Source organism: Nitratireductor sp. B36 (assembly GCF_020833685.1).
Classification (GTDB): Bacteria; Pseudomonadota; Alphaproteobacteria; order Rhizobiales; family Rhizobiaceae; genus Nitratireductor.
On sequence record NZ_JACKZY010000002.1, the window covers coordinates 329,383 to 343,729 of the forward strand.

The following is a 14,347-nucleotide window of genomic DNA, read 5'->3' on the forward strand; positions in this document are numbered from 1 at the left end:
GCTGCCCTATGAATGCCCCCTTCATCCCCGCAAGCGTTGGCCGTGACCAGCGCCTGGACGTGTTTCGTGGTCTCGCTCTGATCACGATCTTCATCAATCACGTGCCGGGAAATCTCTATGAGAACCTGACATCCCGCAATTTCGGTTTTTCTGACGCCGCCGAGGCATTTGTTCTGATGTCAGGCATTGCCGTGGGGCTTGCGTATTCGCGCGGATTTCGCGAGGGAGCGTTCCTTGCGTCCTGCATGAAGGTCTGGCGGCGCGCAGGACTGCTCTATGTCACGCATATCGTGTCGTCGCTTCTGGCCATTGCGCTGGTCGCTGGCGGGGCGCTGTATTTCGGCGTCTTCGAGATGCTCGGTCGCATCAATTTTGGTCCGCTTCTGACCAAACCATTGCAAACCATGGTCGGTGTGCCGCTCCTTGGCCACCAGCTTGGATACTTCAACATCCTCCCGCTCTACGCCGTGCTTTTGCTAGTGTCGCCATTCTACATAATGATTGGCCTGCGCAGCCCTCGGGCGCTGATCGCAGTGGCCGTTGTTGTCTGGTTGCTTGCGGGAACCTTCCGTCTGAATCTGCCCAATTACCCGAATCCGGGGGGGTGGTTCTTCAATCCGGTAGCCTGGCAACTGATCTACGCGGTGGGGATTGCGGGCGGCCTTTGCATGCTTGAGGGTAGAAAGCTCGTACCCTATCGCGCGTGGCTGTTCTGGTTATGCGTCGCGTTTCTGGCGTTCTCGTGCATCTGGGTGCTGCTCAAGGCCGGTGCGCTGCCGGGGCGCAAGTTTCTGCCATTCTTCATTGCGGGCTTTGACAAGACCTTTCTGGCGTTGCCGCGGCTCCTCCACGCGCTCGCGCTTGCCTATGTCCTGACCAATGTCGCCTGGGTGGTCAAGGCCTTTCAATGGCCGGTTTTCCGGCCGATCGAGCTGATGGGGAGGAACGGTCTCGCCGTTTTCGCCTCCGGATCGGTTCTCGCAATCGTGCTGCAAATCCTGCGCTTGCGTTTTGAGACCAATTTCGCTTCTGATACCGTCTTGCTGGCTGTCGGGATTTGCCTGCAATACGCGCTCGCCCTGTTCCTTTCCAGACAGAAGGCAGAGCGAAAGGAAGCGCGGCGAGCCGCCGAACGCAAATTCATGCCAGGACCGACCGAGAAAGAGCGTCTTCGCGAGAGCGCTTGACCAAATGTGAGGCAGTGCCAGGGCCGGGGGAGTGCCCCCGGCGCTGGTTGCGCTGGATCCCGCCCAGACCCTAAACTGCGGGCGGAATGTTCTGGTTGAGCCGGAAGATATTGTCCGGATCATATCGGTGTTTGATCTGCCGCAGGCGGTTCCAGGTCGCCTCCGGATACGCATGACGGATGCGCTGATCGCCTTCGTCGGCGAGGAAATTTACATACGCGCCGAGACCGTTATCGCCCAGTTCCTTCAGGCACTGAGAGACCCATTCTTCATTTCGCGCCAGTGTTTCCGGGGTATCAATCGCGAGAAACACAGTCATGATCTTTCGCTGCCGATGCGCAAAAGCGGTGGCCTCCGGTGCGATCCGGGCTGCTGCTCCGCCCAGTACCCGGACCTGGATCATGCGAAGAGGGGCTTCGTTGCCTTCGATCAACTCAAGCATTTTTTCCGCCTGCGACTTCGTGATCCCATCCATGAACGTGGTGCGTATGGAGACCGACTGATGAAGGATCGGGTCATCGGGCATATACATTGAGCTGTAAGGGGCCGGCCCAACGAGGTCTGCTATCGGCTTTGCCAGCGCCCTGAAGGGAGCGAGCGCCTTCTCAGCCTGATCGACCGGTCCGGCAAAGGCCATCATGCCCATGAGGACCGTTTTCCCAACCATTTCCGGCGGCAAAAAGGGCATGGGAGGTGCCGGCATCACCATCGCGATGGTCGAGAGTTCATCGGGCGCCGCCTCCGCTGCCGCTACAAAACCGGTTAGTGTCTCAGGCGTCAGGGGAAGGATGAGCGGTCCGCCGGTGAATTCGGGAAGCGGATGAAGTCGGTATTTGAAGCGTGTCACGACACCGAAATTGCCACCACCGCCTCTGAGAGCCCAGAAGAGATCTGGATGATTGTCGGCGTCAGCAATCAGGACTTCACCTGCGGCTGTAACCACCTCGAAGGCAAGGACGGAGTCGATTGTCAAACCGTGCTTGCGAACCATATATCCTATGCCGCCACCGAGGGTGAGCCCACCAATGCCGACCGTGGCCGCGTCCCCAAAACCAACGATGAGCTTGCGCTTTTCGACCTCGACCGTCACCTCGCCAGCAGTGAGACCGGCACCAGCCCAAACCCAGCTTTGATCCTGTGCGAATTCAAGCGCGTTCAGGTCGCGCAGATCGATCACAATGCCCCCGGAACAGGAGCTGTGGCCGCATGTCGAGTGTCCTCCGCTTCGCACCGCTATTTCAATGCCCTGTTCCCGGGCAAAGCGAAGCGTAAGTGCCACATCGCGCGCGTCGGCCACACGCATGATCAACGCGGGTTGGTGGTTCCAGTTGTTGTTTGCGAGTGTCCGAGCCTGTTCATACTCGGCATCCGAAGGACGGATAGGCTTGCCCCTGACTTCACTCAGAAGCGGTTTCAGGCGGAGCCCTGTTGAATCGGATAAATCCGAGTCTGGACGAATGAGATAATTCATTTTGTATATCCTGGTTGAACTATTTCGGTGTCCCATGCGGGTGAGGCGCCCCGTCTTTGGTCGCTACACCGCACACAACAGCTCAGACCCAGCGTTCAGACGTTCTGGGCGGCGATCAGGGAAGGGTTCAGACATGTTCCCAGACCTGCGCATCCCCGCGCCATGTTTTTGGCGAGCGTCTTCGCGCTTCTTCCTCGCGGTTGCTTCGGGTTGATCGCTGCTGTCGTTGCAATGAACGCGGCAGCGAATGGCCAGTCGAATAGTCCACCGGGATTTCCGCAGCCTGCTAAATCTAGCTGCAAGGGATCATAAAAAAATGCTAAATAGCGTCCATGCGCGTCGGGGTGGGCCTTGGGGGGCTGCATCCCTCATGCGATCCAGGGAAGGCGAAACCAAACATGCCGCGCGCACAGCGCCCTCATTCTCCTGAAGCCGAGTTGGCGGCGCTCAGCGCTTGCACTGATGATCTCGGCGCTGGCAGCGTTCTTTCGGCAGAACTCGCGGAGTTCTGCCAGAGCGGTGTCAGTGTGATTATCGCTGTTGGGGGCAGGGGCAATGTGCCGCTGAGCGGTCAAGGTTGCGCTTGTCGTGTTCTGGAAGACGGGCGCATGCGCATCCTCCTGTTACGCAGAAGCAATCATGCGATTATTGCTGCAGCGGATCAGGACGCCCCCATCGCCGTCACCTTTAGCCAACCGCTTACCCATCGATCCATCCAGATCAAGGGGATCAACCCTGCCACTGGCGAACCCACACTGAGTGACAGGCAGGCTGCTGTGGAGCAATCGGCCGGGCTGGAACAGGAACTTCGCGACGTGGATTATGCCCGCAGGTTCACTGAAGCATACTGTGCGGTCGACGTGGATGATCTCGTGGCGCTCGATTTTGATCCGGTGGCCGCTTTTGTGCAGACCCCGGGGCCGGGGGCTGGGGCGGAATTGCGCAAATGACCACCACCTGGCTCCCCGAGATACGCAATGCGCTTGAGGGCATCGTTCCTTCGATACTCGCCACGGCTGACGTTGACGGTATCCCCAATGTGTCTTTGATTTCACATGTGCAATATGTCGATCCCGATCACGTTGCACTGTCCTATCAGTTCTTCAACAAGACCCGCCGCAATCTGCTCGCGACCAGACTGGGTTCCGTCACGGTTGTCGACCCGGATACGAATGCGCAGTATCGCCTCACCTTGGAGTATCTGGAAACGCAGACGAGCGGTCCACTGTTTGAGATCATGCGTGCCAAGCTTGCAGGAATTGCCTCGCATAGCGGCATGCAAGATGTTTTCCGCCTGCTTGGTTCCGATGTGTTTCGTGTGCGTGAGATAGAACCGGTCGCGAGCGAGGTGATCGCCAGGCCCATGAAACGCAATGCGTTGGCGGCCGCACGGCGCAGTTGCGAGCAATTCTCACGCGCCTCGGATATGGGGGAGCTGTTCGATACGCTGCTTGCCTGCCTGCAGCAGCACTTCGGAATCGAGCATGCCATGGTGTTGATGCTCGATCAGGTTTCCAAACGCCTGTACACGGTCAGCTCGCGTGGTTATCCCTTCTCCGGCATCGGTTCCGAAGTTGGCCTTGGGGATGGCGTGATCGGGGTCGCAGCCGCACAGCGCGTGCCCATTCGCATCGGGCATATGACGTCGCAGTATACCTATCGCGCTGCCGTTCTGGATAGTGCCAGGGCGGCCGGGCTCGAGTGGGAATGTGCCAATGCAATTGCCTTCCCTGGTCTTGAGGCGCCGCAGAGCCAGATTGCCGTTCCCATTCTGTGTGAGGACCAAACAATGGGGGTGCTGTTTGCCGAAAGCACAGAGCCCAACCAGTTTGGCTATGACGAAGAGGATGCGCTCACGCTGATTTCGGAGTTGGTGTCTGCACGGGTTGCCCTTTTGCAGAAAGAAGAGACTGCCGAGCGCATGCAGCCGGCTCCGTCCGGCAACGCAACCGCAGGCAAGGCCATCCGGCTCCGTCACTACAGGGTCGACAACTCGGTGTTTGTCGATGATGTCTACATCATTCGTGGTGTCGCGGGCGCGATCCTCTGGAAGCTCGCGCGGGAACATGCGCAGAGTGGGCGTGTCGCCTTCACCAACCGGGAACTGCGTCTCGACCCAGCGTTGCGGTTGCCCGACTACATCGACAATCTGGAGGCGCGGCTGCTTTTGCTTCAGCGACGATTAAGCGAACGTGGGGCCGGTATCGTCATCGACAAATGCGGTCGTGGACGCTTTCGATTTCTGGTGGAAGGCAAGCTTTTACTGGAGGAGACCTGAGAAGGAATTCAAGCATTGCTCAATGCAGCCAGCACAAGAGAGCTGAAATGATATGCTGTTTTGACATCGGCGGCTCCAAAACCGTTGTTGCCGATATGGGAGAAAACCAAAGGCCCGTCATCCGCCACCGGCAGATCACACCCGTGGGAGATTATGGTGCGTTTCGCGAGACCGTGAAGGCAATGGCGGGGAAAGGCACGACGCCTGTTGGCGTCTCGATCGCCGCGGTGATCGACCCGCATACCGGCTTGGCGCGCAGCGCCAATATTCCCTGCATTACAGGCCAAAAACTCGCCAGGGATCTGAATGAAACTTTAGGGCGTCCGGTTCATGTCATGAACGATGCGAATGCATTTGCGCTTGCCGAGGCCAGGGCAGGGGTCGGTGCCGGTCATCGGCATGTTCTGGCGGCAATTATTGGTACCGGTATCGGTGGTGCGATCGTTATCGACGGGAAAGTGATGACAGGTGCAACGGGCAATGCGGGTGAATGGGGGCATGGGCCGGCAAGCGCCATGCGGACAGGAACACTCCTGCCTGCCATTGAATGCGGGTGCGGACAGATGGGGTGTGTTGACACGCTTGGTGCCGCGCGCGGCATTGAGCGACTGCACGAGCACCTCCATGGCCTTGAGAGCGATAGCTATGAAATTCTTGAGCAATGGCATGGCGGAGGAGAACAAGCGACGCGGACCGTTGACGTGTTTCTCGACATTGTCGGTGGAGCATTGGCCAACATGGTAAATATGGTCGACCCTTCCATCGTGCCGGTCAGTGGTGGCTTGGCACAGGACGAACTGCTCATGGAGGCACTCGATGCCGAGGTGCGTCAGCGCTGCCTCATAGAACGCAGTGGCCGATTGTTGGTCCCTGTACCGGGTGGAGTTGAGAGCGCACTGATCGGGGCTGCGATTTTTGCAAGGGAGTCACACGATGCGGGCAACCCTTGAGGTTTGCGTCGACACTCTGGAGGGAGTGGAAGCATGCGTCGAGGGTGGGGCCGACCGTATTGAGTTGTGCGCGGCACTTCCACTTGGCGGGCTGACACCCTCTTATGGCTTGATGCGGGCGGGAGCCAAATGCGGCGTGCCTGCCTACGCGATGATCCGGCCACGCCAGGGAGATTTCTGCTTCAGCATGCGGGAGATCGCTCTGATGCGGGATGATATTGCGGCCGCACAGGAGGCTGGTCTCGCAGGCGTTGTGTTTGGAGCGGCGGCAGTCGACGGGGTGCTTGACAAGGAAGCACTTGAAATACTGAGCGAAGCAAGTGCCGGCATGGGGCGCACGCTCCATCGTGTCATCGACACGGTGGAGGACCGGCTGGTGGCAATTGACCTTGCTGTTGCGCTCGGTTTTGAAAGAATTTTGACGTCCGGCGGTGCTCCGTCGGTTCTGGAGGGGCAGGATGCGCTTGCTGCCATGTGTGCCCATGCAGGCGATCGCATCGAGATCATGGCAGGTTCAGGTCTGACGCCGGAAAATCTGGGCGAGATTGCGCGCTCAACCCGTATTCGCTCGTTCCATGCCTCGTGCAGCGTGCCGCTCAGGAGCGATCAAAAGATTGCCGGCTTGGGCTTCTCCCGCAGCGTGGAGCGGCAAACGTCCGCGCGGACAATTCGTGATATGAAAGACGTGCTGAAACGTCTTGAACTCGCCGAACAGACGGCAAACTAAGGTTTCGGGCTGGGCGAACTATTTGCCGTCCGTGTCTTGCCAGTCTTTTGGCAGGTTTGGTTCCTGAACGAGCGGTGCCAATAGAACCTTGCCATAGATCGGGCCATGGCGTTTGCGCTGCTCGGGGTCTTCCTTGAAGGAAAGTGCATACTGGCCGATCTGGTGGAAATAGGTGAGGCGCGCCCGCACGAGGCTTTCTTCAGGGCCATACCCCATGGCGCGAAAAGCGCGCTGCAGCAGCGTGATGCGCAGGTCATCCATCTCCGCCACTTCGCGTCCCAGCGCCCTTGATGTGCGCGACCAGTCGCGTACGGCAAGGTCCAGCAATGGGCTGAAGGGCTTTTCGTCCACCCAGATATGAACGATCTCGGTGAAGAACTGCAGGCCGTCGATGTCGGTGACGTCGCGCTTTGCCTCGAAGGGCGCGCAGTTCGCGCGGCGCCATTCGTTCAACAGTTCGTCGTGGAGATCCTTCAGGCTGGAGAAGTGAAAATAGAAACTGCCGCGCGTAACCTTGAAGTGACGGGCGAGCCGGTCGATCTTGACCTCGGCGATGCCGCGTTTTTCCAGGACCTTGCGCGCGGCCTTGACCCAGGCTTCGCGGCTCAGCGTCTGGCGCGGGGAGGACTTTGGGTCCGAGGCGGGCTTTGCATTCGTCATTCTTGCCAACGCTTTCTCCACTTCGGATGGGTTGCCGGCCTCATGTGTGACCGGAACCCAGATTTGGACCATGGCGACCCGGCTTCCGCTAGCAGAAGTTGAGCGCGGGGTCATCCCATGCCTTATGGGAGGGCGCTGATGCGCTCGAGCATCAGATCGAAGAACGGGGCCGGGTCGATGCGTCGGAGGACGTTGACATTCTTCTCCTTTCCGGTGACGTGCCACCAGTCGACGACGGTCATGCCTATGGTCTCGGACGATGAAATATCGACGGTGACATAGCACTGGCGTTGTTCATAGATCTCCGGGGAAAGCAAATAGCCCGTCACGCAGGCATCGTGGATCGGCCGCGCCTTGGTGGGAAATTTGTGGTCGCCATACTGGCAATAGAAATCGGCCATGTTGGCGGCTTCCAGGGCCGCGCGGCTGCCTGTGGCGCGCAGTGCCTGTAGCCACTCCGGTGTCATCTGCGCGGTGTAGGTGCAGTCAATCGGCGCCATGGTGACTGGTGCGCCCGAATGGAAGACTTTGTGGGCCGCATGCGGATCCACGAAAATATTGAATTCTGCTGCCGGCGTGGCATTGCCGCCTTCGAAGAAACCACCGCCCATCAGCACCACTTCGCGAATGCGCGGGATGATGCGCGGCTCCATGGTCATGGCCATGGCGAGGTTGGTCATCGGCCCGAGGGTGCAAACGGTGATCTCGCCTTCGGGCGCGGCCATAATCGTGCGCACGAGCCAGTTGACCGCATGCTCGTTCTGTACGGGGGTTACCGGTTCGGGCAGGTCTGCGCCGTCGAGGCCGGTCTCGCCATGAACGTATTCCGCCGTCATCAGCTTCTTCACCATGGGAGCCGGGCACCCCGCGAAGACGGGGACATCGGGACGCCCCGCCAACTCCACCACTTTGAGGGCGTTCCTGGTGGTCAGCGAAAGGGGGACATTGCCGCCGACTGTTGTGATGCCGACCACTTCAAGCTCCTGAGGCGAGCCCAGAGCGAACAGGATAGCAAACGCATCGTCCTGTCCAGGGTCTGTATCGATGATGATTTTTCTTGGCGCCATGCTCGTTGTCCAATTCCGTCTGCCTCGGCTATTGCCGACCACAATTCGATATGCATAAATACAGTACTGTATGGTATGTTCAAGCTGGGATGGTGGCCATGTCAATGAGTGCACGCGGTGAGTTTTCGGAAATTCCCGTACTCGATGTTTCCGGTCTGTATGACGGCGATGAGGAGGCGGTGCGCGCGGTTGCGTCAAGCCTGCGCGGCTATCTTGAGAATATCGGCTTTCTATACATTGTCGGCCATCCGATCCCCCAATCCGATATCGAGGCGGTTCGTGAGGCGAGCAAGCAGTTCTTTGCTCTTTCTGAAGATGAAAAGCTCAAGCTGCGAATAGACAAGAATTTCCGTGGCTATCTGCCGTTTGCCGGTTCCACGATCGTTACCTCGTCTGTGGCCGCCGTCAGCAAGCCCAATCAGAGCGAATCGATTTTCTTCATGCACGAGGTGGATGCAAACGATCCACGTGCGCTGGCCGAGAAGCCGCTGCAGGGGCCGAACCAGTGGCCGGATGTGGCGCTGTTGCCGGAGTTTCGTGAAACCATCGAGCGCTATGTGGAACAGATGAGTATGCTGGCCCGTAAGATGGTCGCCGCTATCTCCATTTCACTGGGGCTTTCGCCAGACGAACTGAACGCGCATTTTGAAGATCCGACGACATTTTTGAGGCTTCTTCACTACCCGACACAGAAGGCGGAAGAGGGGCTTTTCGGTTCTGCGCCACATACCGATTATGGGTTCATAACGCTGCTCGCACAGGATGACGTCGGGGGACTTGAAGTGAAGAACAAGGCAGGCGACTGGGTGCCTGCGCCGCCGATCCCCAATTCCTTTGTCATGAATGTGGGCGACATTCTCGCCCGCTGGTCGAACGACGTCTTTGTCTCCACGCCGCACCGGGTGATCAATCGTTCGGGCCGCGAACGCTATTCACAGCCCTTCTTCTTCGACCCATCGATGGAAGCGCTGATTGAGGCCCTGCCGGCCTGTGTCGCGGAAGGTGCCACACCAAAATACGAGCCGGTGCTCTATGGCGACTACCTGATGGAGCGGATCGATAAAAATTACCATTACCGCAAGAAGAAGGCTGCGCAGGAAAGCGCCGCTGGCTGAGAAGCGCAGCTGGATACGGTCCTGACGGTTCCGCGGGCCGCAGGGCCGTTTTGCAAAGGGTTAGACAGCCGGGCGCCGGCATATAAGAATAAATCCAGAGGAGAATGGGTATGAACACATATTTTACGCGTCTGACGGGGCTCGGCCTTGCCGCGGTGATCGGTGGCTGGAGCGTTTCGGCAATGGCTGCCGATGTTTCGAAATCGCCGGAGGTCGAAGAGACGGGCAAGCTAACGGTCGCAAACACGATCGACTTCGCGCCATTCGAATATCTCGATGCCGATGGCAAGCCGACCGGCATCATCATCGAACTGGCCGGCGAAGTCGCCAAGCTTGTGGATGCCGAGCTTGATGTTCAGCGAACCCCGTTCCCGTCGATGATCCCGGGTCTGGCTGCCGGTCGCTTCAAGATTGCCTGGGAAACCTTCTCGGCCAATCCGGATCGTTTGAAACAGGTCGATTTCGTGATGTTCATCAAGGCCGGCATTGCCGCCTCCACATCACCGGAAAAGAAGGATGAGTTCACAGGGGAATTGCCTCTTTGCGGCAAGCGCGTCGGCGTTTCGGCCGGCAGTGCGTCTGACTTCCTCGTCGACAAGCTGACCGCCGAATGCACGGAGAAGGGGCTGGAGCCGATCGACAAGTCGGTGTTCAATTCCTCAACCGACATTATTCAGGCCGTGCTTGCCGACCGCGTTGATGCGCGCATGGACGATGCCACCTCCTCCAGCTATTTCGAGGTTACGAGCAAGGGCCAGCTTGTCGTTCTGCCGACGCTCTATGACGTTGCGCCGCTCGGCCTCGCCATCGCCAAGGACGACAAGCCGACCGCCGACATGATGGTTTCGGCCCTTTCCGCACTGTTCGAGAACGGCACCTACAAGTCGATCCTCGAGAAATACGGAATGGGCGCCTATGCGATCAAGGAACCCTATTTCGTCGGTGACATGGAAGCGCTGCGGGCCGAGTGATCGGCCCATAGCGTCATTGCAGTGAATTTGGAGAAACGATGAGCAAGGTCGACGCGAGCGAAACTCGCCCCCAGCCATCCTCCCTGGTCGCGGATGTCGACCGTCTCGTCGTGGTGCCGCGCCGCAATTATGGCATTTGGATCGGTACGGCACTCACCCTGGTGCTCTCGTTCTTCATTCTGCGCGCTTTCGCCGTGAACCCGGCTTTTGGATGGGAGACAGCCGCAGGCTATCTCTTCCATCCGTCGATCATGCGGGGTCTACTGAACACGCTGATCCTGACCGTGGTGATCATGGCGCTGGCCATCATCATCGGCACGGTGGTGGCCGTCATGCGGGTTTCTCCGAGCCCCGTCCTGCGTGGCTTCGCAGGGGCTTATGTGTGGTTCTTTCGCGGCGTCCCGGCGCTGATCCAGCTCATCTTCTGGTTCAATCTGGCGCTTCTGGTACGCGAATTTTCGCTGACGCTGCCGTTTGTCGGCGAGGTGTTCTCGATCCGCACAAATGACTTCATGACGCCGTTCTTCTCTGCCGTTGTCGCCCTGTCGCTCTGTGAAGCGGGGTATATGGCCGAGATCATCCGTGCGGGCATCAAGTCGGTGCCTTCTGGGCAATCGGAAGCGGCAAGCGCGCTTGGCATGCCCTATCGCAACATCCTGAAACGCATTGTCCTGCCGCAGGCCATGCGTTTCGTCGTGCCGCCCACGGGCAATGAGGCGATCAATCTTCTCAAGATGACCTCGCTCGTGACCTTTATCGCGGTCGATGACCTTTTCTATTCGGCGCAGTCGATTTACGCGCGCACCTTCGAGACCATCCCGCTGCTGATCGTGGTCGCGTTCTGGTATCTGGCGGTCGTGTCCATCATGTCGGTAGGGCAGCATTTTCTGGAACGCCATTTCGGGCGCAGCGAGACCCGGACGGATTCTTGGGCTCTGCGCGTCGTTCGCAATGCAATCGGATCTCGTGCCAAGGAATTTTCAGCATGAGCAACACGCCAAGCGAAAATCGCGTGCGCTTTGGCGTGCCGGAGAACTCCATGGTGTTTGCCCGCGGCGTGCGCAAATCCTATGGTCAGCTTGAGGTGCTCAAGGGCGTGGACATCGATGTGCCAACCGGCTCGGTTGCCTGCATCATCGGCCCGTCCGGCTCCGGAAAAAGCACGTTTCTGCGCTGCATCAACCATCTGGAAAAGCTCACCGGTGGCATTCTTCTCGTCGATGGCGCCTTTGTGGGGTACGACCTGCGTGACGATCGTCTCTACGAGGTGAAGGACGACGAGCTATGCCAGCGGCGCGCCGAGATCGGCATGCTGTTTCAGTCCTTCAATCTGTTCTCTCACATGACGGTGATGGAGAACCTCATTGAAGCGCCCATCCATGTGCGTCGGATGCCGGCGGAACAGGCAAAGGCTGAAGCTCTGGAGCTTCTGGCGCGGGTGGGGCTGTCCGAAAAGGTCGACCGGTATCCGCGAGAATTGTCAGGCGGTCAGCAGCAGCGCGTGGCCATCGCGCGCGCCATGGCGATGAAGCCAAAGGTGCTGTTGTTTGATGAACCCACTTCCGCACTCGACCCCGAGCTTGTGGGGGAGGTTCTGCAGGTGATGCGTGATCTCGCCGAAGCCGGCATGACCATGGTCGTTGTCACCCACGAGATCGGCTTCGCCCGCGAAATCGGCGACCAGCTCATTTTCATGGATGGCGGCGTGATCGTCGAGCAGGGGGACCCGCGCGAGATGATCGCCAACCCGCAGTCGCCGAGGACACGGGAGTTCCTCTCAAAGGTTCTTTAGAGACGCCGTTTCCGAGCCTGTTTCAGAAGCGCCCGGTCACCATTCGGCGATTGATCCGTCCTCGTGACGCCACACAGGTGCGCGCCAGCGATGCCCGATCTCCGCCTGCTTTCGCACAAACTCCTCGTTCACCCGAATGCCGAGGCCGGGTCCCCTGGGGATTTTCAGAAAGCCATCCTCCAGTTCAAAACCATGACCCGGCTCGAGATAGTCGGCCATGTCCTGCGTGGCGTTGTAATGAATTCCGAGACTCTGTTCCTGGATGAAGGCGTTGTGGCAGACGGCATCCACCTGAAGGCAGGCGGCCAGCGCGATCGGTCCCAACGGGCAATGCGGTGCAAGGGCCACATCATAGGCTTCGGCCCAGTGTGCGATGCGCAGCATTTCGGAGATCCCGCCGACATGTGCGGTGTCCGGGTTGATTACGCTTGCTGCCCGCTGTTCGAACACCGGCTTGAAATCGAAGCGCGAATGCAGCCGCTCGCCGATGCACAGAGGGATGGATGTCTGACGGGAGAGATCGGCCAGCGTGCCGATATGAGCGGAATCGACCGCGTCTTCGATGAATATCGGCCTGAGATGCTCGATTTCCTTCAGCAATTGCTTCGACATTGGTGCGTGAACCCGGCCGTGGAAATCGAAAGCGAGGTCCATCTCGGTCCCGACAGCAGAACGCAGATCCGACAATTGCTGGACCACGCCATCGAGCTTCTTGTAGCTGTCGATGATCTGCATTTCCGCGCAGGCGTTGAATTTGCAGGCGCTGAATCCACGTTTCATCAGGTCTTTCGCGCCGGAAACGAGATCTGAAGGACGGTCACCGCCGATCCAGCAATAGCTGCGGATCTTGTCGCGAACGGCACCGCCCAGGAGGTCGTGGACGGGAGCGTTGTAATATTGCCCCTTGATGTCCCAGAGCGCCATGTCGATGCCTGACAAGGCGCTCATCAGCACCGGCCCACCACGATAGCATCCATTGCGATAGAGCATGTGCCAGATGTCTTCGATCCGCATGGGATCGGCGCCAATCAGAAAATCGGAGAACTCTTCGATCTTGGCTGCGAGCGTTGCAGCGTGACCTTCCAGAACGGGTTCGCCCCAGCCGGAAATCCCTTCGTCAGTTTCGATCTTGAGAAAGAGCCAACGCGGCGGAACAAGGAACGTGGTGAGCTTGGTGATCTTCATGAAAACGTGTCTTTTTTGGTTATGGTTTAACAGATCGGGCGGCACTCACGTCATGCTTGGCCTTGGCAATGAGGGCGAGGGCGAGCTTGCGTGCACCTTCGCTGTCGCGCAATCGCAGCGCCTCGACCAGTGCCCCATGTTGCCCGATCGATTCTTCGAGATTCTCGGCCGAGTGCGCCGAGGTCGACAGCATGAAGTTCAAAGCCGGGTCCATGAGAGCGCCAAACTGCTGGAAAATGCGGTTGTGGCTGGCTTTCAGAAGGAGCTCATGAAAGACGGTGTCGGCGGCGATAAAGGCTTCGACATCGTTGCCGGCCTTCGCCATCGCCTGCCACGCCGCTTCGATATCGGCGATTTCCTGCATCGTGGCCCGCCGCGCGGCCAGTTCTGCCGCCATCGGCTCAATCGCGCCGCGCGCCTCCAAAATGCAGTCGACCAACCCCATCCTGTCGAGATTGGGGCCAATCCATTCAAGGACCTGGTTGTCAAGAATGTTCCATTCGTCCTGCGGACACACGATGGTCCCGATGCGAGGGCGGCTTACAACCAGACCCTTGGCCTGAAGGATTTTCAATGCTTCCCGGATGACCGTGCGACTGACGCCATATTCTTCGCAAAGATCGTTCTCACGGGGCAGGTTGGAGCCCTCCGCGAACTTTCCCGAAAATATGTCCTGGGCAAGGGACTGCGCCACTGACAAGCGGACCCGTGGGCGGATCAGCTTACCCGCCGGAGCTTCCATGGTTGAAACGGTCACTGTCCTGTTGCCTCCACATTCTCTTTCCCGTCGGCTTTCTGGGAAAGCCGCGAGAGGGGTTCTTGTCGGCAGTCATGGCCGTCTTTTGTTCGTTGTCAAATCAATAGCATTATTTATCATACAAATGCAATTGACTAATATGATAATTGGACGTAATTTTCATCCGCTCTCAGGAGGGCGTCGCAGA

14 protein-coding genes are annotated in these 14,347 nt (G+C 58.7%); 9 read left to right on the forward strand and 5 right to left on the reverse strand.

Annotated elements, in window-relative coordinates; all coding sequences use genetic code 11:
* The first annotated feature begins 8 nt into the window (after nt 1-8).
* Nucleotides 9-1,187, forward strand: a complete 1,179-nt coding sequence (locus H7H48_RS08140) for an OpgC family protein (protein ID WP_229448526.1) — start codon at nt 9-11, stop codon at nt 1,185-1,187.
* A 70-nt stretch (nt 1,188-1,257) separates the two neighbouring features.
* On the opposite strand, the gene H7H48_RS08145 is transcribed toward H7H48_RS08140, so the two are convergent.
* Complete coding sequence (locus H7H48_RS08145; RefSeq protein WP_229448527.1) at nt 1,258-2,658, reverse strand: FAD-binding oxidoreductase; 1,401 nt, start codon at nt 2,656-2,658, stop codon at nt 1,258-1,260.
* 398 nt (nt 2,659-3,056) lie between these two features.
* Between H7H48_RS08145 and H7H48_RS08150 the strand changes: the two genes are divergently transcribed.
* Genes H7H48_RS08150 through H7H48_RS08165 form a run of 4 tightly spaced genes read left to right on the forward strand, consistent with a single transcriptional unit; the run spans nt 3,057 to nt 6,613 of the window.
* Nucleotides 3,057-3,608 (forward strand): hypothetical protein, encoded by a 552-nt coding sequence (locus tag H7H48_RS08150; RefSeq protein WP_229448528.1) that lies wholly within the window; start codon nt 3,057-3,059, stop codon nt 3,606-3,608.
* The gene (locus H7H48_RS08155; RefSeq protein WP_229448530.1) at nt 3,605-4,936 is read left to right on the forward strand and encodes a GAF domain-containing protein; all 1,332 of its coding nucleotides are present in this window, start codon (nt 3,605-3,607) and stop codon (nt 4,934-4,936) included. Before H7H48_RS08150 ends, H7H48_RS08155 begins: the two co-directional genes overlap by 4 nt.
* Before the next feature lie 47 nt (nt 4,937-4,983).
* Entirely contained in the window at nt 4,984-5,886 is a 903-nt protein-coding gene (locus H7H48_RS08160) for an ROK family protein (protein ID WP_229448532.1), read from the forward strand.
* Nucleotides 5,870-6,613 (forward strand): copper homeostasis protein CutC, encoded by a 744-nt coding sequence (locus H7H48_RS08165; RefSeq protein WP_229448533.1) that lies wholly within the window; start codon nt 5,870-5,872, stop codon nt 6,611-6,613. Before H7H48_RS08160 ends, H7H48_RS08165 begins: the two co-directional genes overlap by 17 nt.
* Before the next feature lie 18 nt (nt 6,614-6,631).
* On the opposite strand, the gene H7H48_RS08170 is transcribed toward H7H48_RS08165, so the two are convergent.
* Together H7H48_RS08170 and H7H48_RS08175 are read right to left on the reverse strand one after the other, a co-directional pair.
* Nucleotides 6,632-7,273 (reverse strand): TetR/AcrR family transcriptional regulator, encoded by a 642-nt coding sequence (locus tag H7H48_RS08170; protein ID WP_229449213.1) that lies wholly within the window; start codon nt 7,271-7,273, stop codon nt 6,632-6,634.
* Between the two features lie 122 nt (nt 7,274-7,395).
* Complete coding sequence (locus H7H48_RS08175) at nt 7,396-8,340, reverse strand: nucleoside hydrolase (RefSeq protein ID WP_229448534.1); 945 nt, start codon at nt 8,338-8,340, stop codon at nt 7,396-7,398.
* Nucleotides 8,341-8,438: 98 nt separating this feature from the next.
* On the opposite strand from H7H48_RS08175, the gene H7H48_RS08180 reads away from it, so the two are divergent.
* The 4 genes from H7H48_RS08180 (at nt 8,439) to H7H48_RS08195 (ending at nt 12,218) form a co-directional block, all read left to right on the forward strand.
* Nucleotides 8,439-9,455 (forward strand): isopenicillin N synthase family oxygenase, encoded by a 1,017-nt coding sequence (locus tag H7H48_RS08180; RefSeq protein ID WP_229448535.1) that lies wholly within the window; start codon nt 8,439-8,441, stop codon nt 9,453-9,455.
* A 110-nt stretch (nt 9,456-9,565) separates the two neighbouring features.
* A complete protein-coding gene (locus tag H7H48_RS08185; protein ID WP_229448536.1) occupies nt 9,566-10,426 on the forward strand; it encodes an ABC transporter substrate-binding protein in 861 nt (286 codons plus the stop codon).
* A gap of 38 nt (nt 10,427-10,464) precedes the next feature.
* Complete coding sequence (locus H7H48_RS08190; protein ID WP_229448537.1) at nt 10,465-11,415, forward strand: amino acid ABC transporter permease; 951 nt, start codon at nt 10,465-10,467, stop codon at nt 11,413-11,415.
* Nucleotides 11,412-12,218, forward strand: a complete 807-nt coding sequence (locus tag H7H48_RS08195; RefSeq protein ID WP_305082515.1) for an amino acid ABC transporter ATP-binding protein — start codon at nt 11,412-11,414, stop codon at nt 12,216-12,218. Before H7H48_RS08190 ends, H7H48_RS08195 begins: the two co-directional genes overlap by 4 nt.
* A gap of 36 nt (nt 12,219-12,254) precedes the next feature.
* Here the strand turns inward: H7H48_RS08195 and dgoD are convergent, their stop codons facing one another.
* Both dgoD and H7H48_RS08205 read right to left on the reverse strand, forming a co-directional pair.
* Complete coding sequence (gene dgoD, locus H7H48_RS08200; protein WP_229448538.1) at nt 12,255-13,403, reverse strand: galactonate dehydratase; 1,149 nt, start codon at nt 13,401-13,403, stop codon at nt 12,255-12,257.
* 19 nt (nt 13,404-13,422) lie between these two features.
* Entirely contained in the window at nt 13,423-14,145 is a 723-nt protein-coding gene (locus tag H7H48_RS08205; RefSeq protein WP_255663659.1) for a FadR/GntR family transcriptional regulator, read from the reverse strand.
* Nucleotides 14,146-14,347 lie beyond the last annotated feature (202 nt).